This is a genomic window from Peribacillus frigoritolerans (assembly GCF_040250305.1).
GTDB lineage: Bacteria > Bacillota > Bacilli > Bacillales > DSM-1321 > Peribacillus.
On sequence record NZ_CP158190.1, the window covers coordinates 3,342,198 to 3,366,243 of the forward strand.

A 24,046-nucleotide genomic window follows, 5' to 3' on the forward strand; every position below is an offset into this window, starting at 1 on the left:
ATTCTCCTATCAATCTATTTTTTTAACTTTTACGCAATCATAGTACTTTTTAAATTTTCTTATATTTACAAAACCAGTTACGGCTTCCATTGCATTCAACATTCCTGTGGTCATAGCCGTTTTCAGTACAGACTCCACCGTTTGATTTCGGTTCAGTGCCACAGCTAACCCAGCAACGGTCGCATCTCCGGATCCTACAGGATTAACCACATCTATTTTTGGAATCGTAACCTGATAATAATCATCCCCATGCCTGACAAAGGCACCTTTATCACCCTCGGACACGACAATCCACTCAATCCCCTTAAAAATCTCATGGTTTAACGTTTGTTTCAAATCGATGTTTCCAGTTTCAGTTTCGAAGTCCAACAGCTGAGACAATTCCGCAGTATTCGGCTTGATGGCAAAAGGTTTTTTCTCATGTTTCAAGACTTGTTTTAACTCTTCCCCTGACGAATCAACAATTACGGGCTTTCCCTTATTACAACTGATTTCAACCATTTTACGATAAAAGTGGGTTGGTAACCCTTTCGGTAAACTTCCTGAAATCGTAACCAGGGAAGCGGTTGTGAGCAGGCATTCGAATTTCTCTAAAAAAGCTGTCCCTTCTTCTTTGGATAACGTCGGTCCAGATTCTAAAATCTCTGTTTGCATTCCCTCATGAAGAATGGCGATACAATTTCTTGATTCTTTTTCGATTCTCAAAAAGTCATTGGGAATATTACTATCATTTAATTCCTGAACAATGTAATCACCAATCGTTCCGCCTAACACACCTGTCGCCAAGACCTCGCCTTCCATTTGTGAAATCACTCGGGCAACATTCAAGCCTTTTCCACCAGCCGTTTTTCGTACCGTTTCCACCCGGTTGACATCATCAAACTTGAATGCATCAACCGGATAAGAAATATCGACAGATGGATTCATTGTTACGGCTAAAATCATCGTAATCACTCTTTCTGGTTGTTGTTTAGGCTTGACCATCCATGTAAGCCATGATTAAATCAAGCTCAGGACTAACTCGATAAAGTCAGCAGCCTAAGCAATTTTCCACAATTGTTTTCGAACTGAACACTCCTAGCAAGTGCATTACATGCCATATAAATGGTTTTGCCGCAGTGGCATTACCTCATTGCCGACATCGGGTCTTTTCTCTTAATAAATATCGGCTCAAAACAGGAGCTACCACCTTATCCTCAAGAAAAAACCAAATCTGCAAAATACATATTGATATGCTTGTTTCCCCTTCATTACAAAGCGTTCAAATACCTTCTTTTACTTATATTCGTATAGGGTTACTCCCTTCACCACACGGTTAACCGTTCCTGTCGGTGAAGGTGAATCAGGTGTATTACCGACTTTTACGGAAGCTAGCAGTGAGACAGTTTGCCCAACCATGACAAAGGGTAATGCCAGGTAAACATCCGGTACGGATTGAGCATCACTGCCAAATAAAAACGTGTTCCCAACAAATCTGGATTTGCCATCGACTTCAATGGCACAAATATAGTTGGCAATGTTATCTCGCTGCAATTCATTTAACATATCCAAATCATATTGACGTGTATAAGGGTGATTGGAAACAAAAACAAAAACCAACGTTTTTTCATTGACAAATGATTTAGGCCCGTGTCGGAATCCCAATGGCGAATCAAATGCTGTAACAATTTTTCCCGCCGTTAGCTCTAATACCTTTAACTGCGATTCTCTCGCTAAGCCTTCAAAACTTCCTGAGCCCAGATAAATGATCCGGTCAAAATCACGGTCGATGATTTTTTGGATATCCTCTTCTCTAGGAATAACACTTTCACCCATTTGGCGAATCTTCTGGACAATTAACCCTTTTTCCTCCAGTGGCAGCGGATCAAAAATGAGTAATGTTGTTAGTGTCATGCATGAGTAGCTGCCGGTCATGGCAAAGCCTTGATCATTGGCTTTTTCGGGCATCAATAACAAAAGATTGTGTTCATCACCTTTGGCCCTTTTCGCTAACTCGCCATCATTAGCACAAGTAATCGTTAACTGGTAGAAGTTCGTTACGATTTGTTCTGCTAATTCAACGGCTGCTACACTTTCGGGACTATTGCCGCTTCGAGCAAATGATACCAACAAGGTTGGGAAATCTGCTTTTAAAAATTCATAGGGGTTTGACACCAAATTGGTAGTCGGAACACTCAGCAATTCCCATTTTTTTTCATCCACTTTTCCTTTTAAATAAGGTGTGACAGTATCACCGACATAGGCAGAAGTTCCGGCACCTGTAAAAATGACACGTATTCGTTCATGTTGCTCAGCCAGTTTTTGCAAAAATGCTTGAATCTCTACGTGTTTCTTTCTATATAATGAATAGGTTTCATCCCATAAAACAGGTTGTTGCTTGATTTCCTCTGTTGTAATCGATGCACCTAACGATACTAATTTTTCTTTATCAAGTGTAAACATCTCCAACACTTCTCCTTTTTTATAATCTCTCGAAAACTCGTAAACCTGCACCAACAACGCCGTTATCTTGCTTCAATGTGCTGATGCTCATTTGCCCTAAAATATGTTGTTGTTCAGGTAATTGGTAGCTTTTTAGCTTTTCTTTCATTAACTTAAGCAGAAAAGGATTATTTACGATGACACTGCCTCCGAAAACCATTTTATGTGGATCCAATAAACAGGAAATCGAATAAAGTCCTTGAGCTAAGTTGTCAGTCACATCTTCAATGATGCGATATTCACATGTCCCATTTGCATAGCCTGCAAAAACTTCTTTAGTGGAAATATTTTCAACTTGCAATTCCTTTTCCGCCAACTTTTCGATGGCAGGCCCAGCAGCCACTTTTTCCAATCGCTTAATTCCCTTATTGTCTGCCTTCGAAAGTACCGGTATCAACCCAAGTTCCCCGGCGAATCCTGCCCCCCTGAAAAATGAACCATTTTGAATGATGGAACAGGAGATTCCGGTACTAATAGTCACATAGACAAATGTCTCGTTCCGCTTTACCTGAGCTGCCTTCCACTCGGCAAATGCCGCCATATAAACATCATTGTCAATACTAATTTGTTCGAGTCCGAATTGCTCCCGTAAACGGGCAGTGATGGGGAACTGTTTCCAAGGTAAATTATTTTGAAAAATAGCTACGCCATTTTCACAATCAACTTTACCTGGTACACCCACACCGATGCCCTCTATGTCATCTAGGGAATAAGATGATTTTTCAAGAACTTGTTCCACTGCTTCTAAAACTCTGGCAAACATTTTTTCCCGATCTGAAGGATCACTTTTTACATCCACGCGCTTCAGCAATTCTCCCGATTCCGTAATGATACCCGCTGCAATTTTTGTCCCTCCAATGTCAATGCCGATTGCATTTTTCATTTTCCTGCACCTCTTATTCCTCTCCATCGTTTACTTTTTGAACAAACGATTCCGAACACTTCATAGTCTTTCCCCACTCCCAAAAATAGTCAACTAATTCAGAATTTTTATACCACCTTTATATAGTTGGGTTGTTGGTACAAGTTTATTTTAATAAAAACTCATAGCCAAAATACTATGAGCTTTTTTAAAACGTAAGTTCAGGATTAGAGTGTCTAAATAAGCCTGCCTTCCAAAAACCATACTTACAATCTATACTTATTTATTTTACACCATCACAACTTGTTGGGTCAACCCAACAAGTTGTGATGTCCTAGAATTAATTTTAGGTTTAAGTCCCCTATTGAATCGTGTACATTTTTCTATTTATTTTCCGCCTGTTACTGCAATTCCTTCAATAAATTGTTTTTGCAAGAAGATAAATAAAATCAGCATTGGCAGTATCGCTAAAAAGGAGCCTGCCATAAGTATAGGATAGTTTGTTAAATATTGACCTTGAAGCGATGACAATCCGACAGAAAGTGTCATTGCTTCAGGAGAACTATTTACGATCATTGGCCACATCAATTCATTCCAGCTCCAAAGAGTAGTGAAAATGCCCAAAGCAATCAACCCAGGTTTCGCGAGGGGAAGCATTACTTTCCAGTAAATTTGAAAATGGTTACAGCCATCAAGTCTGGCTGCCTCTTCTAGTTCTTTTGGAAGTCCCATAAAGAATTGCCTTAACAGGAACGTACCGAATGCACTAAACAGACCTGGTACTATTACCGCCTGTAATGTATTTAACCAGCCAAGATCCACCATAATCATATATTGCGGGAGTAAAAACACTTGCCCTGGTACCATTAATACCGATAAAGCTAACATGAACAGAATGTTCCTGCCTGGAAATTCAATTCGAGCGAATGCATAGGCGGCTAACGAACACAAAAATAGCTGGCCTGCTGTCCGGACGATCGTAATTATAAAGGTATTAAACATAAATTTGAAAAAAGGCAGAAGTCCAAAAACCTCTATATAGTTCCCCCATTGGAAATCCTTAGGAATTATAACAGGCGGAACATGAATAGATTCAGCATAGGTTTTTAATGATGTTAAGATCATCCATAAAAAAGGCATGACCATTGCCACGGATCCTATAATAAGGACGAAATGGATAAGGAATGTCTTACTTGTTACAAACTGTCTCGTTCTTTCCAATGGTTCTCCCTCCTTTAGTCATAATGAACCCATTTTTTTTGTAAGACCATTTGGATTGCAGTGATAATTAGGATAACTATTAATAGTAGAACAGCGATTGCTGCTGCATATCCCTTATCGTTTAAAACGAAAGCGTGCTGATAGAATAAATAAACAACCGATTGAGTGCTTTCCAAGGCTGTACTACTTTTTCCAATCATCATGAAAATTAAATCAAACACCTGAAAAGCACCAATTAGAGAAGTGATGCTTACAAAGAAAATAACAGGAGAGAGCAGTGGCAGTGTAATTTTAAAGAACACACTGATCGGCCCTGCTCCATCCATTTCCGCCGCTTCATAATAGGACTTTGGAATTCCTTGAAGTCCGGAAAGGAAAATGACCATATTATAACCAATTCCACTCCAGATTGCTACCACAATAATCGAATATAAGGCAATTTTCGGATCACTTACCCACTGTGGACCCTTGATCCCAAATAAAGACAAAAGATAGTTTAGCAGTCCGTAATCAGAATTATAAAGCCATTTCCAAACCATTGCGATGGCTGCAGGCATTGTAATTACGGGTAAGAAATATAATGTGCGATAAACGGATTTCCCTTTAATTTTCTGGTTTAGGAGTACCGCTATTATAATAGAGAAGAAAATCCCGATTGGCACAGTGATAATAATATAAATCCCAGTATTCTTAAATGATTTCAAAAGGTTAGTATCCTCAAGCATCCGCTTATAGTTATCTAACCCCGTCCACTCATATTGACCAAATGCTCCCCATTCGGTGAAACTAAAATATAAGGTCTGAAAGATAGGCCACAGGTAAAAAATGAACAAACCGAGCATGGTAGGGGCAATCATGAGATAAGCCCAAAAGAAGTCTGAACTTTTCCTTGTCTTCGTTAAGTTGGAAACCTTAAGTTTTGCTTTCGTATTCACTTCAACCTGTAGAGGATGTTCCTTCACTGTATTCACTCCTTTTAAGGAACGAAGAGAAGAATCATCTTCTCTTCTTCATTTTTTTTACTACTTGGATAGCGCCTCATTTGCCTTTTCTGTTAACTCTCTTACAGCGTCGTCCACACTTTCTTCTTCACTCCAAGCCTTTTTAAGAACGTCCGTTTCATACTGCCAAATTTCTCCTGTCCTTATAACACTAGGCAGTGGAACAGAATAATCGACACCATCAATAAAGGCCTGAAGATTTATATTTGGAACGGCTTGTATCCAAGCATCCTGTGTATCATTATAAGCTGGAATAACCGTCCCTGTTTTCGCAAATATATCTGCGGCTTCTTTAGATCCTAGGAACTGGACAAACTTCCATGAAGCGTCTTTATGCTTTGTGTTAGCCGCAATAACATTGGCTAGCCCATGAATGGCAACCGCGCGCTGTTTTCCTTTTGGTACTACAGCAACATTTATATCAGGATTATTCTTATACTCTTGTACCATCCAAGGACCATCAAACATCATCGCTACTTTTCCTGAAGAGAATAATTCAGAAGCGGCTGTTTCTGTCATTTGAGCCTGTGTTGGAGATAATCCCTCCTTAATGAAACTAATATTATAATTAAGCGCATCAATGGCCTCCGGCTGATCAAAACCTACAGACTTACCATCGTCAGAAATAATATAACCGCCATTTTGCCAGATAAAATCATAATAGCCACCTTGGTTGCCCATTAATGCAGCATAGCCCCAAATACCTTTGTCTTTATCTGTCAGTTTTTTAGCGACTTCCTTTAACTTACTCCAATCCCAAGTGTCATCTGGATATGGTACACCTGCTTCATCAAAGATTTTTTTGTTATACCATAAGCCCGTTGTATCAAAGTCTTTTGGAATACCGAATATTTCTCCTTTTACGGTATAAAGGTCAATTAAAGATTTCGGATAATTATCTAAGTCATAGTTTTCTTTTTTTGCAAGGTCAGTAAGTGGGAGGATTACCTTTCCTTCTGCATATTTCTCAACATGGGCACCATTCATCCACATAACATCTGGCAACGCCGCCCCAGTTGCAGCAGTTTCAAGTTTTTGAAAATACTGGCCATAAGGAGTCATCTCCGTTTTTACTTTAATGTCCGGATATTTTTCGTTAAATAATTTGATGACTTCATCAATGGCAGTGACTTGCTTCTTATCCCAAAATCCATAAGTAATTTCAACCTTTCCGTCCCCTGATGCAGTGTCATCATTACTACATCCAGCTAATCCTATTAATCCTAAAATTGTGGTTAAAAGCATTATTAGCCATTTTTTCATCATGTTACCTTCTTTCAAATAAAGTTTTGTAGATTTCTAACAAAATACTTCTTGAACACGAATGGTTTTGTGACAATTTTCACCATGATAACCCTTACATTTATTTATTCCATGAAAACTTTTACTACAGCATAAATTAGAAATACGTACGAGTGCGATTTGTATTGGGCTTACCACCTCCACAAAATAAAATAGGCTCGGAAAATAAAACCAGGATGTGAACAAATCTTCTTTGTTGAATATACACTCCAAAGAAAATGGTAGATGGTACCTTTCTCTTAATATACGGAAATTACTTACCTCTTGGTTTTTCTTTTAAACTATTATAATAATCGTCAATATTAATGGATTGACCCTGTTTTAGCCTTGACTCTTCAGCAGCAAATGCCATTAGGTGACTTCTTACTGAAGCAAGTACGGAAGAAACGCTATCTTGTTTATTTCCATATTGAATTTCTCTCAAGAAAGTCCTAATGATGCTGTTATCTCCACCACCATGTCCACCAATGGGATTGTCAAATCTTATTATCGTTTCATGCTTGGTGAGAAAATTAAAAATCGAAATACTATTTTCCTCCATATTCCCACGTATTTCTCCTTTTGTTCCCATTATTTGAACAATACGTGTTTGCTCCCTTGTGAACCCGCACATACTAAACGTCGCTGTTGCTCCACCCTCGAATTCCATATTTACAACTTGATGATCCACCACATTATTATCTGAGCGATATACGCATTTTCCAAATGGTGTTTCATTTAATGCTTTTATTATTCCTTCATTTGTATAGTCCTCTGTAAATTTCCTTGCCCATCCTTTTCCTTCCCCTAGATAATACCTTCCAGCATGAAATGGGCATTCATGTTCAACAGGACAGCCATCTAAACATCTTTTCGGTGCTCCAATTGGTGCATTTTCTTCCTTAAAATGCATAAGCGAACCATATGAACTAATGCGTTTACACTCCTTGTCTATCACGAAAGAAATAATATCCATATCATGACATGATTTTTGCAGAATCATCGGACTTGTTCGTTCTTTATTATTCCAATTGCCACGTACAAAGCTATGCGACATATGCATCACTTCTACATTTTCATTTAATTGAAGCGAAACTACCTCACCAATTTCTCCTGATGAAATGATCTTTTTAATTGTTGCCCAAAATTCTGTATACCTCAATACATGGCATATTGTAAGATGTCGATTATACTTTTGGGCTGCTTGTTCCATCGCTATGCATTCCATTGGATCTGGGGACATAGGCTTTTCCAACAAAACATGATAACCCAGTTCCAATGCTTTCATGGTCGGTTTAAAGTGATTGCGATCAAGTGTACAAATAATAGCTACATCAGCAATTTTTCTTCCTGAATTGAATGCATCTTCCCAAGCTTCATAACTATTTTCGTTGGAAATATTATGTTCTTGTTGAAATTTAGTTCTTCTTTCTTTATTCGGCTCAGCCACACCTGTGATCTTTAATTCATTAGGGTATTCTAAGGCATAAGGTGCATAAGCTCTTACCCCTCTGTCACCTGCCCCGATTATTATTGCTGTCATTTGTTTCATGGTTTACTCTCCTATCTTCCATTTTTCCGATAGTTTTCCTGATTTACTCCAAACGTTTTCCAACAAATTTCAAAAAAAGAACCGCTTAGGTTCGTTTTATATTAGATGATTCCCGAAGGACTAATTCAAATGGCAATATGATTTTTATCGGAAGTTTAATCTTCCCTTCTACCATTTCCATAATAGTTTTAGCTGCAATTCTTCCCATTTCATATTTAGGGATGTCTACCGTCGAAAGCTGTGGAGACGAATATTTCCCCATTTCAATATTATCAACCCCAAAGAAAGCGATATCCTCTGGAATTCTAAGTTTATTTTCTCTGACAGCTCTCATGGCAGGGATGGCCATCAAGTCACTAGCACAAACCATTGCTGTTGGCATATGCAATGGATCACTTTTAATTAAAGTTTTCATTTTCTCATAGCTGTTTTCCATTTTCCACTGTGTATTCATTACCCATTCAGATTGGATGGCTAGCCCGGCTTCTTCCATGGCATATTGAAAACCTTTAAAACGATGTTCAGCATACAAATTTTCAAAAGTTTCATTAGCACCTCCACCAATAAAACCTATGTCCCGGTGCCCTTGCTTAACTAAATACTGAACCACCATTTTAATAGATTCCTCGCGATCGTAGTCTACGATTGCTATATTTTTATCTGTATAAAAAAAGTCCAATCCTACTAGAGGTATATTTTGTTGAATATATTCAATAATGCTGTCATTAATCTTATCGATAAGAAGCAGTCCTTCAATCCCCGAATCATGTATAGTCTTAAGAAGTAGCGTCTCGTTCTCAAGTTCATCCCTGGTAATACTAATCAAGTTGTAATCATGATCTGTTAATACATCACGAATACCTGTATAAATATTTGCAAAGTAAGGGTTAATTTCCGCCTGTTTTGGATTGGCTACCCATCCAATTTTCATTGTTCTTATCTTATTCTTTCCTTGCTTGTTTGCAACTAAATTTCGAGCATTTTGATTTGGTATATACCCTAACTCCTTAACAGCCTCCCAAATTTTCGCTTTTGTTTCCTGGTTAACATTTCGTGTCTGATCATTTTGAATTACTCTAGAAACAGTAGAAATGGAAACACCTACACGTTCAGCAATATCCTTTAATCTTATCACTAATAAAACACCTCTTAATTATGTACTTAAGCGCTTTCTTATAAAGGATAACAAATATTTTTATCCTTTATAAGGAAAACATTTTGAATGTTTATAATGTTTTTAAGAGTAGTTTTATTTCGTTCACATTTCCGCTTAACACTTAATGGGTTGTTGGTACAAGTTGTATTAAAAAAAAGTTCCAATAAACTGTTTTGTCGACATAACCCTGTAGTTGACTGAAAATTATGACTAAATTAAATATATACCCCATCCGTTAACCTGTCAACCCAACAACCTAAATAAATAAAAAAACTGATTCCTTTATATTGAAATGTAATTATCTCTTACATTTCATGTTAGCGGGTTTTTGGAACTTAAAAAACTCATAGACATAATGCTATGAGTGATTCAACCTTCATGTTAGTTCGGTGTAAAAGCGGCAGCGATCTCCTCGTACAATGGATATACAAAACTCAACAGGCATTCCATTAATATCATAGGCTGTCCGTTCAAGCAACAGTGCCGGAAGGCCTTCTTCCGTTTGAAGGTACTCACTTTCTTCAGCACGAATGAGGACGGGTTCAAATGCCTCTTTTGCTCTGGTTACTACGATATTAAATTGTTGTGAAAATAAATCATATAATGAAATTTCGCCAACTTTTTCAAGTTGCTCCGTATCTGAAACCACGTTCTTCGGGATGAAAGAAGATTCCAGAATATACGGTTCATCGTCGGCACAACGAAGGCGTTTCATTTCAATGACATTCTCATCTTCTCCAAGCTGCAGCGCATCCCTGATTTTTGCCGTTGATTTAACTTCCTCTATTTTTAGAATGATATCTTTAGGGTTCATTCCTTTTTCTTTCAATACTTTGCTAAAGCTGTAAAAACCCATCAATGACTGTTGCAATTTTGGTTTTGCCACGAAGGTACCTTTTCCTTGAATTCGGTAAAGGATGCCTTCCTGTACTAGCTCCTCAATTGCTTTTTTAGCTGTGTTCCGGCTCACACCGAATTGGTCCATCAATTGATTTTCAGATGGGATTTTGTCACCATGTGTCCAATTCCCCTTTTCAATAGAACCCTTCAGCCTCTCCATCAATTGGTGATAAAGTGGAATTACACTTTCGTGCTGCAGTGGTTTCATTATAATAAGCCTACCTTCCATCCTTACTTACATTCTTTTAACAAATTATATCACTTATAGTGTCAACCCAACAAGTACAGTTAGGTTAGGAATTATTGCTATATGATAAAAAAGGAGCCAACAACTTGTTGACTCTTTGTTTTAAAAAGTAGAAGCTAAATCTTTTGATGTGCTATAGCCTTTTCTTTTATCTCTTGTGCTTTATCAGGCATTGCTGCATGTTCTTCAACGAATACACCTTCAAAGGAAGGTTTCAAACTCTCATCACATTAATTAATAGGAGTAACGCATTTGCTCGCTGCAGCCCTGTCTGTTTAGTTCCCCGAGTTCGCCTCATTGCTCCGCTGCTGTACTTGTACCTTGTCCCCTATTTCAATGGACAACAAATCCTCACCTACTAAAACAGTTCCTCCATATGTTTTTTTAGTTCTTTCGAGCAAATTAGCTTTTTCTTCTGTTAATCCACCCAATAATACTATATGTGAGTACACAGCAAGTTTTGGTTGTAATTGTCTAAAGACTTTACCTGCTTCCTCCGGTGTAGTGTGAAGATCAAGTATATTGGCGATTGATTCTGATTCATTATCAGGTTTTGCCGCTGCAACCTCATGAATAACTACGTCAGCACCTTTAGCAAATGTAATTAGATTTTCATTATAGCGGGTGTCACCTGAGATAACTACTGAATGCCCTTTGTAATTAACCCGATAACCAAAAGCAGGCTCAATTGATTTATGGTCTACCTTGAAGGCTATTACTTCAATCCCCTTTTTGTTATAGACAACGCCCTCCTTGATATCATTTGCCATAATACTTGCTCCTTCAATGTTTCCATTTCCTGAGTCATCCCTTGCATCCAAATCGGCTTTAAATGCTTTATGCATATGTAACATCATTTTCTCGGTTCCCTTAGGTCCCCAAATGTTAAATGCTTGCTCCCTTTTCCCTCCTGTTGGTAAAGAACCTGTAAGCCATACGTCCGGTATGCCGATAGTATGATCCGAATGCAAATGAGTTAGAAATAACTTATCTACACTGCCTGGTAACATATTCGCTTTATATAATTGTAAAGCAGTTCCACGTCCAGCATCAAAGAGGAGTTTTTCATTACCAACTTCAACAAGAGTTGCTGGACCGGAGCGGGATGTACTTAAAAGTGGAGAACCTGTTCCTAATAGGGTTACTTTAAAGTCGGTTTGCTTTACAGCAGTTTGGCCAAAAGAAGGAAGTAATAATGATAATGATAGAATTATTGATACCACCAACCAAAAACCAAAAGAAGTATACCTTATTCTTTTCTTCATAACAAAAACCTCCTGTCAGATTATTGACTTTACACAAGAAAAAACTACTTGTTTCGAATATAAAACTACGTTTCAAAAAAACATTAACGCGAGCTAAATATTACAATATTTTTAATATTCAGTCAACGATAACCAAAATAAAACATGTATGTTGTTTCAAGTTTCCATCCAAACAACAGGACTCAATTTGGGAAAGAAGCGGAAATTATCTTAGTGAATATTGGATTAATCGTTCATACTAAATAAAAAATAACTGTTCAAGAAGGAGTTTATATGCCAAAAGAAAAAAATAATCCAGCTCAGCTAAAAAGTCAGGTTAGTCGATTAAACGACGTGATGGAAGTGGATACAGATGTCAATGAAGATCCTAATCGGGAAAAATTATTGGATGAATCCGTTGATGCTTTTCTAAAATCGAAAGAAGGACAGGAATATTAGGGGCGGAATTGTGGTCGCTATTGTCTTGTTTTAAAGCGTTTTTTATATTTTCTCTACTTTAAATGGGCCCCTCATGAAGCTTTTGAGCGGCGCGTTTTATATCTTAATACATACAGTTTCCATGCAAGCATAACGCTGGATTATAATGATTTAATGCACAAAACTCCCCATTAGTCGAAAATAACGATACAATGTTAGTGGAATGATTGTATTCGAAAAAAGGAGGTCGTTTCCATGAATATTTTAATTTTGGGTGCAACTGGACGAGTTGGGGGTCAATTAGTTATTTATGGTCTGCAAGACAATCATCATGTTACTGTTTTAGTTCGCACTCCAGAGAAGATTGGAATAAACAATGCCAATTTAACCATCATTCAAGGTAATGTTTTAAATAAAGATGATATTGTACGTGCCATGCATGGAATTGATGTAGTTATTAGTGCACTGAATACTGATGGGACAACGACTTTATCAGCAAGTATGCCACTAATTATCGAAGCTATGGAAAACGAAGATATACAACGAATTATTACCATTGGAACGGCAGGTATCCTCCAAAGTAGAACAACCCCAAATTCTTTGCGTTATCAGACAAGTGAATCAAAGCAGAAGTCTACTCGTGCAGCGAAAGAACATCATGAAGTTTTCGATTTGCTTAAACAATCAACACTTCAATGGACAATTGTCTGTCCTACGTATTTGCCCGATGGAAAGAGAGTTGGTATATATCGTATAGAAGGCGACTTTTTGCCGGAGGATGGGGTTGAAATATCCGTTCCGGATACAGCAGAATTTGCATTTAGCCAAATAAAAAGTAGCGATTATTTAAAATCACGGGTAGGCATTGCCTACTAATAATTCTAATTCCCCTTTGAAAAAATTTGTTTAATCTAGGGCGAAGATTTCGCCCGTACCTTGTTCATGGACCTTCTATTCCATTATGCTATATTTCCTCGCCAAAAATAGCCACATTCTGCCGGTCAGGAGCAAATGCTTTCCCGTTCCATTTCAATACGGTCTGTACAAATCCCAGTGAGTCGGCATTGTACCTCCCTGCGATCCTCTGATACGCTTCGAGCTCATATATGCCATCCCTATTGAAATCAACCGGATATAAACCAGATAAAGGATTGACCCATCCTTCAATCGACGCCTTCAATATACCATCCTTGTTATAAATTTCAGATAAATATTCCTGATCCTTATAAGTCAGGTCAAGAATGTACCTTTCTTTTAGGTAAGTACTGTTCACCTTTACTTTATATTGGTTTTCATAATGAACATCGTATTGAAAGGATTCATTGAATGAATCTGAATTAAAAATGGTCATGAGTTGACCGTTAAGGTAGGAAAAAACATACGCATAGATGGAACCCCCGCTTCCTCCTGTATCAATGACCACTAAAATGTCATCCCCCTTATTACCTGTAAAATCACCAAGAAAAAGGGTCGGATTATATCCTGCGTTATTCTTCATCGGAACTTGTTGATATTGATTAGTCCTCCCATTTTGGATAACCAAAGTTATATTCCTCCAAAAGGGACTATCAGGGGTTTTGTTTGCGGTTAGAAAAACATTGTCCTTTATCCCGTCCCCATCAATATCTCCCTGTTTTGAGGTCACTATGACTGTTCTGTTGGAGTTCATTTGTCTTGAAAGAACGGTTTGGAGGTTCAATTGTATGTCCAGCAGTTCCTGTTTGGAAGGATAAGGATTCTGAAACGACAAGGCGTTATCTATCGTTTGCAGTGCTTCATTTGTTAATCCGGCCCTACTTTGGGTCTCAGCCAAACAGTACCAATAATAAGGATGATTCGTTTCTTGTATTTTTGTGTAATAGTAATGAATCGCATTTCTGATGTCATATGGTTCCAACTTCATCCCACCTGCCTCTTTATTATCCATATAGAATTATATGCGGGAATTTTGTGAATAGCCTTGAGTGCATATCTATGTCCTTTTCAAATATAGCGCCATAATTATCAATGATTTCGGGAATAATACCTTTTTATGAACATATTCGCTTGCATATATTTATGTAATTTGCTATTATAACTGACGAACGTTCGTTAAATTATGAGGTGATATTATTGAAAAGTAATGAAATTAAGGACGCCGCTCTAAAATATTTCACGATTCATGGTTATGAAGGAGCGTCGCTTTCTCAAATAGCTGATGAAGTCGGCATGAAAAAGCAATCCATTTACGCACATTTTAAAGGCAAGGATGATCTTTTTCTGCAAGTTTTACGTGATGCGAAAGAGACGGAGCTATCTTCGAAACTCCAATATTTCAGTAAAGTTGATTCAAAAAACCCTGAAAAAGATTTATTTGGATTCCTACAATTGGTCATCGATCTTTTCCAAGAAAATGAGCATATAAAGTTTTGGCTACGTATGTCCTTTTTTCCGCCAGCGCATCTTGAAAAAGAAATCGGGCAGGAAGTGATAGATATTGAGGAAAAAGTGCAGGCGATCCTGGAATGTAAATTCCATGATTGGATCAATGCCAAATTAATCGTCGAAGATGAAGCCATAACGCCGACCTATGCATTCTTGGGAGTCGTGGATTCCATTTTGCTTGAGCTTGTATACGGAAATGATGAGAAACGGCTGAAGGATAAATTAGCAGCCTCTTGGAAAGTGTTTTGGAGAGGTATTTCACAAGAATGATTCACAAAGAAAGTGGTGTTAAAACATGAATAAACCAATTAAAGATCAAAAGGCGGTATTAATTATTCTTCTAAGCAATATATTCATTGCTTTTCTGGGAATTGGACTCATCATCCCCGTTATGCCGTCATTTATGAATATCATGCATTTATCAGGAAGTACGATGGGCTATCTGGTTGCCGTATTTGCTGTTTCACAGCTTGTTATGTCTCCATTCGCAGGTCGTTGGGTTGACCGTTACGGCAGAAAGAAAATCATCATCATCGGCTTATTCCTTTTTGGTGTTTCGGAACTAATCTTCGGTGTAGGGACAAACGTGTCGGTGTTTTATTTATCAAGGATCCTAGGCGGAATCAGTGCCGCCTTTATCATGCCAGGTGTTACTGCATATGTTGCAGATATTACATCCGTTCAGGAAAGGCCAAAAGCAATGGGCTATATTTCAGCCGCCATTAGCTTGGGCTTTATAATAGGACCTGGAATCGGTGGCTTTGTTGCAGAATATGGCATACGCTTGCCCTTCTTCCTTGCGGCGGGCATTGCTTTTATAGCTTGCCTTTCATCAATATTCATTTTAAAAGAACCGATGACAAAGGAACAGCTTGCAAAAGTTTCTGCTAATACAAAGCAAACAAACTTTATGGGCGATTTAAAAAAATCACTAAATCCGCTTTACTTTATTGCGTTCATCATTGTATTTGTACTCGCTTTTGGCTTATCAGCATATGAAACGGTTTTTAGCCTATTTTCTGATCATAAATTCGGCTTCACGCCGAAGGATATTGCCATTATCATTACAATAAGCTCCATTTTCGGAGTTGTTGTGCAGGTATTTATGTTTGGAAAGCTGGTAGATATTCTCGGCGAAAAGAAGCTTATCCAATTATGTTTAATCGTTGGTGCCATTTTTGCGGTAGCATCCACTATGATTTCTAGCTTTTTGGCAGTACTAGTGGTAACTTGCTTCATATTCCTTGCATTTGACCTGCTTCGTCCGGCATTGACGACATTTTTATCAAAAGCTGCCGGGAAAGAACAAGGATTCGTTGCTGGAATGAACTCCACCTATACGAGCTTAGGGAATATCGCCGGACCATCTATAGGAGGATTGCTTTTTGACGTAAACATCCACTACCCTTATCTTTTCGCGGCTGTCATTATCGTCATTGGCCTTGGCATTACAGTCATTTGGAAAGAAAATCGATTGACAGAAAGCTTAGCGAAATAATTAAAGTCCCGGATTGTTATTTGTATCTTTCCTTTTCGAGCTGAAAAACTCCCAAACTTGAAAATGATATTCTACTAAAAAACCCCCTTGTCCATATTGGGCAAGGGGGTTTTTTAATCTTTTGAGGACGGGTTTATTAATACATTTTATTTTTGCTCATGATAACCGCTCCAAATTGATTTTGAATGTATATCGATCTGCCCGGTAGACGGATGTGACAAGCCCAAGTGGTTGATTGGAATCCAGGGTACTTCTTCGTTCAATCAGCAATACAGGGGCACCTTCGACTACCTCGAGCATTTCCGCCTCTTTTTTTTGAGCGATGGCGGCTTCAATTACCTGGTCATGCTGAATTTTTAAGCCAAACGTTTTTTCTACATAGTCATGAATGGAAGTTACGGCTATTTCTTCCGTTAGATCCAGGGCAAGATCTTTTGAGATAAATAGCCTTTCATATGCCATCGGCAATCGATCAGCAAGCCTAACACGTTTAAGCTCGAAAATAGGAGCACCTGCTTCAACCTCAAGCTTTGCAGCAAGATCATTATTTGCCTTGACCTCCGTAAAACTGATAACTCGTGTACTTGGTTCAAGTCCTCTTGAAATCATATCCTTCGAAAAGCTTGTTAAGCCTAGCATGGGTCGCTCCAATTTTTGTTGGGCAACGAATGTTCCTTTTCCGCGCTGCCTATATAAATAACCGCCATTCACTAGGTTAGAAATGGCCTGTCTCACCGTCATCCTGCTTATTCCATATTTTTCAGTGTATTCTTTTTCTGAAGGAATCACCTCTCCTGGCACCAATTCAAGATTTTGTATCGCTCCTTTAATCTCCTCTTCAAGTTGATGATAAATGGGACTGGGAGAATTCTTTTGGATCATTCAGCGTACATCTTCCTTTCATCGTGATGAAATTTCACAAGGCATCCTGATTGGAAACATACCGTTCATCAATCTTATCCATGCATATGAACACGATAAGATATAACTCGCCTTTCTAAGTATCCAAATTCCTTTTTGTGAATTTCAACACCGATTCCCTTGAACGTTCAATTTCATTTTTATTTTCATTATAGAATTTAGAAACATATGCATAGAAAATGATGCTGACCGTTAGAAATTGTGCAAAAAGCGAACTTGTTGCAGCACTTCGGAATTTAGCCTCCGGTGCACGTACATGATTTAGGGACATATCAACTTTTTTAGTTAGGCCATTGTTCCCCAATCGCGATAAGCCTATTGTTTTTATGCCATATGCTTTAGCAATATCAACGAGTTCCAGGACTTCTTCAGTTTCGCCACTATTGGAAATACAGAAAAAAACGGTATTCTTTGATGATGCAGCCAGTGCAGTTGCCGTAATATGCGGGTCTTGATTGGCACTTACAATCTTTCCTAACCGTAACCATTTCTGTGTAATATCTTCAGCAACCAGCCATGATGCCCCTAAACCATAGACATAAATTACATCTGCACTCCTCATGGTTTCAATGATATTGTCAAGAACGGCCTCATCCAAATAATGTGCAGTTTCTTGTATAGCTTGGACAGAGTTGGACACTATTTTATTTTTAATGGACGCTATTGTTTCGTTAGGCTCAATGTCATGGAACCCTTTTTTCTCAGGTTGGGAAATCAGGGATGATAGGGATACCTTCAGTTCTGAAAAGCTGTTAACTTTTATAGAATGACAGAACCTCGTTACGGCCGAACTGCTGGCATTGGCATGATCAGCTAATTCATGTATCGTCATTCTTATAATGTCGTTTGGATTTTCTAAAATATATTGTGCAATTTTCCGTTCTGATTTAGGCAACTGGTTCAATAAGCTTTCAATTCTCAATATAATATTTTCGACGTGCATATGATTTACTCTCCTTGATCTATACTTACTATAAATGCTTCATTGCTATGTAATAACAACCCAAGGTAGCTGATACGTCTTCTAAAACAAATTTCACATTTGGGTTTTCAAGTTTAATATGATTGATGAAAGAGCTTTGCACCAATGGTATATTTGTCAAGATGCTACCTTTTATTGCAATTGTAACATTCTTACTTAACTTTAACTTCTTGATAACCTCAAGCGTTTGTTTTGAAAGGTGGTACCCAGCCTGATTTAGAATATTTTGCGAGAAACCATCGCCCTTAACCGCATGTTGAACAATCAGGGGAACAAATGAGGCAATCTCGGATTTCGTGGCAGAATAAATGAATTTCTTCAGTTCCATAACACTGTTGTAGCCAAGTTTTTGAAGTATTGACTGTGATAGCTGGCTATAGATATACCCCTCATCCTCTTCTTTCGTCATTTTTATAAAAGCCTGCATGGCGATCCAATAGCCACTTCCTTCATCCCCAAGGATGTGTCCCCAGCCACCTGCCGATTTCTCGATTCCTTTATGGATGCCGATACTTACAGATCCAGTTCCGGATATGGTCAAAATGCCATCATTTCCTTTAAGCAAAGCAGCATGAGCGATAATTGCATCATTTACAATGGTGAACGGGGCCTTAAATGCCCTGCTTAATGCACTTTTTATGCCCTGCGGATTTTCAACTCCTCCATACCCGGCTAAGCCTAAGCAAATGTAATGGCAGCTTCCATTGTTAATGGGCATTACGCATTCTTCAATTGCCTGAATAATGTTAGCGATGGCTTTTTTTTCATTAATAAGCAGGTTTCCAAACCCCGCTATGCCATCACTAATTTTATTTCCATCTAAATCATAAGCCACTGCTTCAGTTTTAGTGCCTCCGCCGTCAACTCCGATAATATAATTCATATTATTCTCCTATTCAGTAAAAAAGGAAGGAATATCACCTTCCTTCCCTGATCAATTAATATTGAATTGGAATTTCCCCCATGGTTCCAAATAATCGAGAAGAAAAATTTCCTCTTCTGTTATTCGGCCAACTACATTCGTTTTCCCCGAATTCTTCATTTCCTTTAATGCAATCTGCAATTCCCCTTTATATTGTCCATAGAGCTCATTTTCAATTAAAATATCACCGCGCCGAATATCAGGCGTATATGTTGGTTTAAATTCTTCGCTCTTATATTTCACGCGTGATTGAGTCGAGCGAATTAAATAATCGGAAACATCTCCACGGTAAAAATGGAATTCTTCCAATACTATTTTTTTCTCTAATGCTGTAATGGTTTCGTGAAGGTTAACATTAAATGTTAACAGACCGCTGTTTAACAGGCTAAGCTGCTTCAATTCATCTTCAGATGCGTAAGCATTTGCAATTATTACATCATCAATCAACCCTGTAGCATACAAATGTTTCGCTTGTGTTGTAATGGGCAATTCCCGGTGCATTTCTAAAGTACATAATCCTTCCGTTACAGGCCAAGGACCGTAAGTTGCTGCATGTGAGCTGATGAAAGCTGCCGTGCGGATATTATGCTTTTTGAATGACTCACAGCATTTTATAAAATGAGGATAGCTCAATCCTGCATAGCGATGCGGATAGAAGTTATGCGATCCAACTAAATTCTCTTTATTTGGTTTGTAATCCATAATATTATCTAAATATTTTGTTGCATTGCTCATGTTTATTTCAATTTTTAGATCATATGAATTATGTGTCATAATCGACTCTTCGTTACCTGTAAAACCCATGTCCAGCCTGATTCCATATGCACCTAATTCTGCAAAAAACGATAAGTCATTATAAGAAATGCCTAGCGAACCGAATACTCGGGGAGCAATATCGACCATCACTTCCATATTCAATTGATTGGCATAAACTATCGTTTCTTTAAATTCTTTTAATATCTTCTCTTTGTCACCTTCGACAGAAAGCAAGCAAGTAAAGATCTTTTTGAATCCATATTTGTGTGCAAGTGCAATGTATTCCATGTCTTTTTCAACGGTTGAATGCTCTGGATAGATAGATATACCAAGTTTACCCATTATTTAATCACCTCTTTACTGTTGTGGGGCTAGCTTTTTTACAATGCGGATCATATGTTCAATTAGTTTTTGTTCGCTCATTGCCGTCATCAAGTGATCCTGAGCATGAATCATCAATAAAGTTTTCTCACTTGGAACTCCATTCAATTCTGCTTGAATTAGCTTGGTTTGTGTCTTATGTGCCAAGTTCAATTCTTCTTGGCCCTGTTTAATTAGTTCCTCTGCACTCTCAAAATTAAATTCTTCCGCTTCTTTCAGTGCTTCGAATGCTAATCCCCTTGCATTTCCGCTATGTGATATTATTTCAAAAATCTCCATTTCATTATTGTTCATTTCAGTTGACATATCATTACACTCCTATTTTAAGTTAGATTATGAAGGTTCATTGGTTTACTGTAATCCAAATTAATACACCATTCACTTGATGTTCTGTACGGCACTTTCACTGAAGAATCGCGGTAAGTATTCTTTATGCGCTTTTAAAAGTTTTTGTAAAACAATTTCCGCCAGGTCATCACTTGGAATAAGCGGGTTAATCGTTAAAGCCAATAATGCTTTATCATAAGAACCTGTAACGGCTGCCTCTGCACCAATTCTTTCAAATGATTTAATTTGTTGGATTAAGCCATGCACTTGTATGGGTAATTTACCCATCGCCAAAGGAATTGGTCCATTCTTCGTGACGATACAGCTTACTTCTACTGCTGAATCATAATCAATATCAGTAAGCGATCCTTTGTTTTGTACATTTAGCACTTGAATGTCTTTTTTATCATTATAAATAGAAGAAATGACGTTACACGCTGCATCGCTATAGTAAGCTCCACCGCGCTGTTCTAATTGTGGAGGCTTGATGTCAAGGGTTTCATCCTTGTATAGGTCAAACAAACCTTCTTCTAATCTTTTCACAATTTCAGCTCGAGTTTCCCCTGATTTGAATGCTTCCAATTCTTCTTCTAAAATCGTTTTCGTTTTGTAATAATAACGATGGTACGGGCAAGGCACCACTCCTAAGGATTTCAAAAATCTTCTGTTCCAGGCCAATGGGGCAATATTCTTCATCGTCAGCTGAATCTCAGGATTGCCAAGCATTTCAAGCACTTTATCTGTTACTTCTTGATCATCAACGAACACTTGCATCCCGAATACCATGTGGTTTAACCCGGCGAAATCTATGTGCACTCTCTTCATATCCACACCAAGCATGCTAGAAATAGACATATGCATATTAAATGGAACATTGCATACCCCAATGACTTTTTTATGCTTACTGTAGCGGAGAAGGGCTTCCGTTACCATCCCCGCTGGGTTTGTGAAGTTAATTAACCAAGCATCAGGGCAGAGCTCCTGCATTTCTTCTGCAATTTCCAGAATAATGGGTATAGTTCGTAATGCTTTGGACAATCCTCCTGCACCGTTTGTTTCTTGACCAATAAATCCTAATTCCAACGGGATGCGCTCGTCCTTGATTCGTGCATCAAGTAATCCCACTCTCATTTGCGTCGTGACAAAATCAGCATTTTGCAAGGCTTGCCGGCGGTCTAACGTTAGATGTATTTCCATTGGAAGTCCTGCTTTTTCAACCATCCGTTTTGCTAAGGTTCCTACAATTTCCAGTTTTTCTTTTCCTGCCTCAATATCCACTAACCACAGTTCCCTAATTGGCAACTCATCATATCGTTTAATAAAACCTTCTATTAATTCTGGTGTATAACTAGAGCCTCCACCAATTGTGGCAATCTTCAACCCTTTTTTCATTTCCATTCCCCAAACACCTCATTGTTAGCTAATCTGAATTTTTATTTATATATTATTGCATAGCAAACCAGTGCGCTCACCGCTAATAAAGACAAGAATAATAGTGATGCATGTTTCTTGTTTTTAAACTTACCTTCAACAAAACAAACAACCATCGTCAATCCTGCGCTTATGGCAAAGGTATTTCCCAAGTACAGTGATAATTGTTTATTAATCTCAAAGGCATCCATTAATCCGTTAAAGATAAAATTAAAAACAAGAATGAAGCTAAAAAATAGAAAGGCACTTTTGTAACTAAAAAAGTGAATTCTGGATGTTGAATTCATATCCTTTCCCCCTCTCAATTTATAAAAGGAGTTTGGAGCATTTAGTCCCAAACTCCCTTTTAGGTATTCCTTATAAAGCGATATTTTTATTATCCGTTGTTTCTACCACGTTTTCCTGCGCTAAAAGCTTTTTATCGTACATCTTAAAGAATGGCAGATAAATAAGGACCGAAATTGTTAAATTCACCATCACGAGAACAACGGCTCTCCAATCACCGCCTGTTGAAAGGTAGGCACCTATTGGAGCGGGCAATGTCCAGGGAACCATTACATATGTCGGGTTCACAAGTCCAATGGACGTTGCTATATATGCAAGTGTTGCACCAATTAGCGGTGTAATGATAAATGGAATAATAAGTACCGGGTTTAGTACAATTGGCATCCCGAAGATAACAGGTTCATTGATGTTAAAAATGCTTGGCACAATTGTTGCTTTCCCCATTGCTTTACTATAGGTAGATTTTGCCGTTAAGAGCATGGCTATTACTAAACCCAATGTTGCACCAGACCCACCAATCCAAATAAACCATTGGAAGAATGTTTCAGGAGCTATGTGGGGAATTGCCTTTCCAGCTGCAACCGCTGCCGAGTTATTCCCCAAATATACTTCCCATACCGGACGAGCTACGGCACCTACTACTGATACGCCATGAATACCAAATGACCAAAAGAATGTAATCAAAAATACTGGAATTAATACACCTGGCAAAGTATCGCCTGCACTGATGAGTGGTGCAACCGCTTTATCAACAAGTGAATGTAAATCAACAGCAAAAACGACTGTAATTAAAGTCATAACAAGCAGTACAATTGAAACTGGTATTAATGCTTCAAATGAACGGGCTACTGAGGTTGGAACAGAATCCGGCATTTTAATTGTGATATTTTTTGTCTTACAAAGCCGTAAAATTTCGACAGCAAAAATGGATACAAGCATTCCTACAAAAAGACCATGGCCTCCGAGATTTGTCATTGGCAAAACAAACCCCACATCATCCATCATCTTTACACCAATTGTGAACAAGAAGGCTGCTAATGATAGTAAACCTCCAGATAGCGGGTCAAGTTTATAGCTTTGAGATAAACTGTAGCCTATACCAAAAGTAATATATAGCGTCATGATAAACATCGTTAATCGATATGGTATTAAAATTTCAGCGATATGTTTTGCAGACCATTCACCTAATGCAGTATCTGCTGCAACGGGCGGAAATGCAATGATCAAGAATAAACTTCCAAAGATGATGAAAGGTAACGCAGAAACCACACCATCCCGAATCGCGCGTAAATGTTTTTGCTCAGACAATTTAGCCATAGGTGTTGAAAGATTATTTTCTAAAAAAGCTACAAACTTGTCCATTCGTGTTTTCCCCTTTTACGTTTAGTGAAAAGAAATAGTAATTAGTTTATTATTTTGCTAGTTCCGTTACCAGTTTTAATAGTTTAGGTCCGCCAAGAGGGCTGTAAGCTTGGGCTGGAATGGCTTCACATGGGACGCCCGCTTCATCTGCCGATGCCTTAAAGCCATCGAAACGATGTTTGACTTGCGGAGCTACCATTGCAACATCCCAGCCATTTCGTACTTCTGCATCAAATTCTTGAGTGCCGACTGCCAATACTTCTATGGTTACACCCTGTTTTTCCCCTTCCTTTTTTAAAGCGCTTACAACGATTGCACTAGACATTCCACCTGAGCATACGAATAATACTTTCATTCTTTGTTCCTCCAATTTT

General features: G+C 38.2%; 24 protein-coding genes and 1 pseudogene. 4 read left to right on the plus strand and 21 right to left on the minus strand.

The features are described 5' to 3' along the window. Positions 1-9: 9 nt before the first annotated feature. The 11 genes and pseudogenes from lacC to ABOA58_RS16415 form a co-directional block, all read right to left on the minus strand. Positions 10-945, minus strand: coding sequence for a tagatose-6-phosphate kinase (lacC, locus tag ABOA58_RS16365; RefSeq protein WP_350299231.1), 936 nt, complete (start codon positions 943-945; stop codon positions 10-12). A 330-nt stretch (positions 946-1,275) separates the two neighbouring features. Beyond that, entirely contained in the window at positions 1,276-2,442 is a 1,167-nt protein-coding gene (agaS, locus tag ABOA58_RS16370) for a tagatose-6-phosphate ketose isomerase (protein WP_350299232.1), read from the minus strand. Positions 2,443-2,461: 19 nt separating this feature from the next. After that, positions 2,462-3,364: an ROK family protein gene (locus tag ABOA58_RS16375; protein ID WP_350299233.1), complete on the minus strand. Its 903-nt coding sequence runs from the start codon at positions 3,362-3,364 to the stop codon at positions 2,462-2,464. Positions 3,365-3,730: 366 nt separating this feature from the next. Continuing rightward, complete coding sequence (locus tag ABOA58_RS16380) at positions 3,731-4,489, minus strand: carbohydrate ABC transporter permease (protein WP_350302896.1); 759 nt, start codon at positions 4,487-4,489, stop codon at positions 3,731-3,733. Between the two features lie 89 nt (positions 4,490-4,578). Then, on the minus strand, positions 4,579-5,499 hold the full coding sequence (locus ABOA58_RS16385; RefSeq protein WP_350302897.1) for a carbohydrate ABC transporter permease: 921 nt from the start codon (positions 5,497-5,499) through the stop codon (positions 4,579-4,581). Positions 5,500-5,586: 87 nt separating this feature from the next. Then, a complete protein-coding gene (locus ABOA58_RS16390; protein WP_350302898.1) occupies positions 5,587-6,828 on the minus strand; it encodes an ABC transporter substrate-binding protein in 1,242 nt (413 codons plus the stop codon). 292 nt (positions 6,829-7,120) lie between these two features. Continuing rightward, positions 7,121-8,398, minus strand: a complete 1,278-nt coding sequence (locus ABOA58_RS16395; protein WP_350299234.1) for a Gfo/Idh/MocA family protein — start codon at positions 8,396-8,398, stop codon at positions 7,121-7,123. An 85-nt stretch (positions 8,399-8,483) separates the two neighbouring features. After that, on the minus strand, positions 8,484-9,533 hold the full coding sequence (locus tag ABOA58_RS16400) for a LacI family DNA-binding transcriptional regulator (RefSeq protein ID WP_350299235.1): 1,050 nt from the start codon (positions 9,531-9,533) through the stop codon (positions 8,484-8,486). A 397-nt stretch (positions 9,534-9,930) separates the two neighbouring features. After that, positions 9,931-10,662, minus strand: coding sequence for a GntR family transcriptional regulator (locus ABOA58_RS16405; RefSeq protein WP_350299236.1), 732 nt, complete (start codon positions 10,660-10,662; stop codon positions 9,931-9,933). A 141-nt stretch (positions 10,663-10,803) separates the two neighbouring features. Continuing rightward, positions 10,804-10,913 (minus strand): annotated as a pseudogene (locus tag ABOA58_RS16410) (FMN-dependent NADH-azoreductase); the annotation flags it as partial. A 63-nt stretch (positions 10,914-10,976) separates the two neighbouring features. Next, positions 10,977-11,966 carry an MBL fold metallo-hydrolase gene (locus ABOA58_RS16415; RefSeq protein WP_350299237.1) on the minus strand — a complete coding sequence of 330 codons (990 nt, stop codon included), beginning with the start codon at positions 11,964-11,966 and terminating at the stop codon, positions 10,977-10,979. Between the two features lie 273 nt (positions 11,967-12,239). On the opposite strand from ABOA58_RS16415, the gene ABOA58_RS16420 reads away from it, so the two are divergent. Then, positions 12,240-12,404 carry a hypothetical protein gene (locus tag ABOA58_RS16420; RefSeq protein ID WP_350299238.1) on the plus strand — a complete coding sequence of 55 codons (165 nt, stop codon included), beginning with the start codon at positions 12,240-12,242 and terminating at the stop codon, positions 12,402-12,404. Positions 12,405-12,638: 234 nt separating this feature from the next. Continuing rightward, the gene (locus tag ABOA58_RS16425) at positions 12,639-13,259 is read left to right on the plus strand and encodes an NAD(P)-dependent oxidoreductase (protein ID WP_350299239.1); all 621 of its coding nucleotides are present in this window, start codon (positions 12,639-12,641) and stop codon (positions 13,257-13,259) included. A gap of 88 nt (positions 13,260-13,347) precedes the next feature. On the opposite strand, the gene ABOA58_RS16430 is transcribed toward ABOA58_RS16425, so the two are convergent. Further along, entirely contained in the window at positions 13,348-14,286 is a 939-nt protein-coding gene (locus ABOA58_RS16430; RefSeq protein ID WP_350299240.1) for a VCBS repeat-containing protein, read from the minus strand. Between the two features lie 200 nt (positions 14,287-14,486). Here ABOA58_RS16430 and ABOA58_RS16435 point away from each other — a divergent pair, with 200 nt between their 5' ends. Further along, positions 14,487-15,077 carry a TetR/AcrR family transcriptional regulator gene (locus ABOA58_RS16435; RefSeq protein ID WP_350299241.1) on the plus strand — a complete coding sequence of 197 codons (591 nt, stop codon included), beginning with the start codon at positions 14,487-14,489 and terminating at the stop codon, positions 15,075-15,077. 25 nt (positions 15,078-15,102) lie between these two features. Continuing rightward, complete coding sequence (locus tag ABOA58_RS16440) at positions 15,103-16,305, plus strand: MFS transporter (RefSeq protein WP_350299242.1); 1,203 nt, start codon at positions 15,103-15,105, stop codon at positions 16,303-16,305. 156 nt (positions 16,306-16,461) lie between these two features. Here ABOA58_RS16440 and ABOA58_RS16445 read toward each other — a convergent pair whose 3' ends face one another. The 9 genes from ABOA58_RS16445 to ABOA58_RS16485 form a co-directional block, all read right to left on the minus strand. Next, on the minus strand, positions 16,462-17,187 hold the full coding sequence (locus ABOA58_RS16445; protein ID WP_350299243.1) for a GntR family transcriptional regulator: 726 nt from the start codon (positions 17,185-17,187) through the stop codon (positions 16,462-16,464). A gap of 115 nt (positions 17,188-17,302) precedes the next feature. Beyond that, entirely contained in the window at positions 17,303-18,169 is an 867-nt protein-coding gene (locus ABOA58_RS16450; protein ID WP_350299244.1) for a MurR/RpiR family transcriptional regulator, read from the minus strand. 28 nt (positions 18,170-18,197) lie between these two features. Continuing rightward, on the minus strand, positions 18,198-19,091 hold the full coding sequence (locus ABOA58_RS16455) for an N-acetylglucosamine kinase (protein WP_350299245.1): 894 nt from the start codon (positions 19,089-19,091) through the stop codon (positions 18,198-18,200). A 51-nt stretch (positions 19,092-19,142) separates the two neighbouring features. Then, complete coding sequence (locus tag ABOA58_RS16460) at positions 19,143-20,228, minus strand: DUF871 domain-containing protein (RefSeq protein ID WP_350299246.1); 1,086 nt, start codon at positions 20,226-20,228, stop codon at positions 19,143-19,145. Positions 20,229-20,243: 15 nt separating this feature from the next. Further along, positions 20,244-20,573, minus strand: a complete 330-nt coding sequence (locus tag ABOA58_RS16465) for a PTS lactose/cellobiose transporter subunit IIA (RefSeq protein WP_101222292.1) — start codon at positions 20,571-20,573, stop codon at positions 20,244-20,246. 72 nt (positions 20,574-20,645) lie between these two features. Continuing rightward, positions 20,646-21,992, minus strand: a complete 1,347-nt coding sequence (locus ABOA58_RS16470) for a 6-phospho-beta-glucosidase (protein ID WP_350299247.1) — start codon at positions 21,990-21,992, stop codon at positions 20,646-20,648. Positions 21,993-22,027: 35 nt separating this feature from the next. Further along, on the minus strand, positions 22,028-22,312 hold the full coding sequence (locus tag ABOA58_RS16475; RefSeq protein ID WP_350299248.1) for a hypothetical protein: 285 nt from the start codon (positions 22,310-22,312) through the stop codon (positions 22,028-22,030). A gap of 70 nt (positions 22,313-22,382) precedes the next feature. Next, positions 22,383-23,672, minus strand: a complete 1,290-nt coding sequence (locus ABOA58_RS16480; RefSeq protein WP_350299249.1) for a PTS sugar transporter subunit IIC — start codon at positions 23,670-23,672, stop codon at positions 22,383-22,385. 49 nt (positions 23,673-23,721) lie between these two features. Continuing rightward, positions 23,722-24,027 carry a PTS sugar transporter subunit IIB gene (locus ABOA58_RS16485; protein ID WP_061463755.1) on the minus strand — a complete coding sequence of 102 codons (306 nt, stop codon included), beginning with the start codon at positions 24,025-24,027 and terminating at the stop codon, positions 23,722-23,724. Between the last annotated feature and the right edge of the window lie 19 nt (positions 24,028-24,046).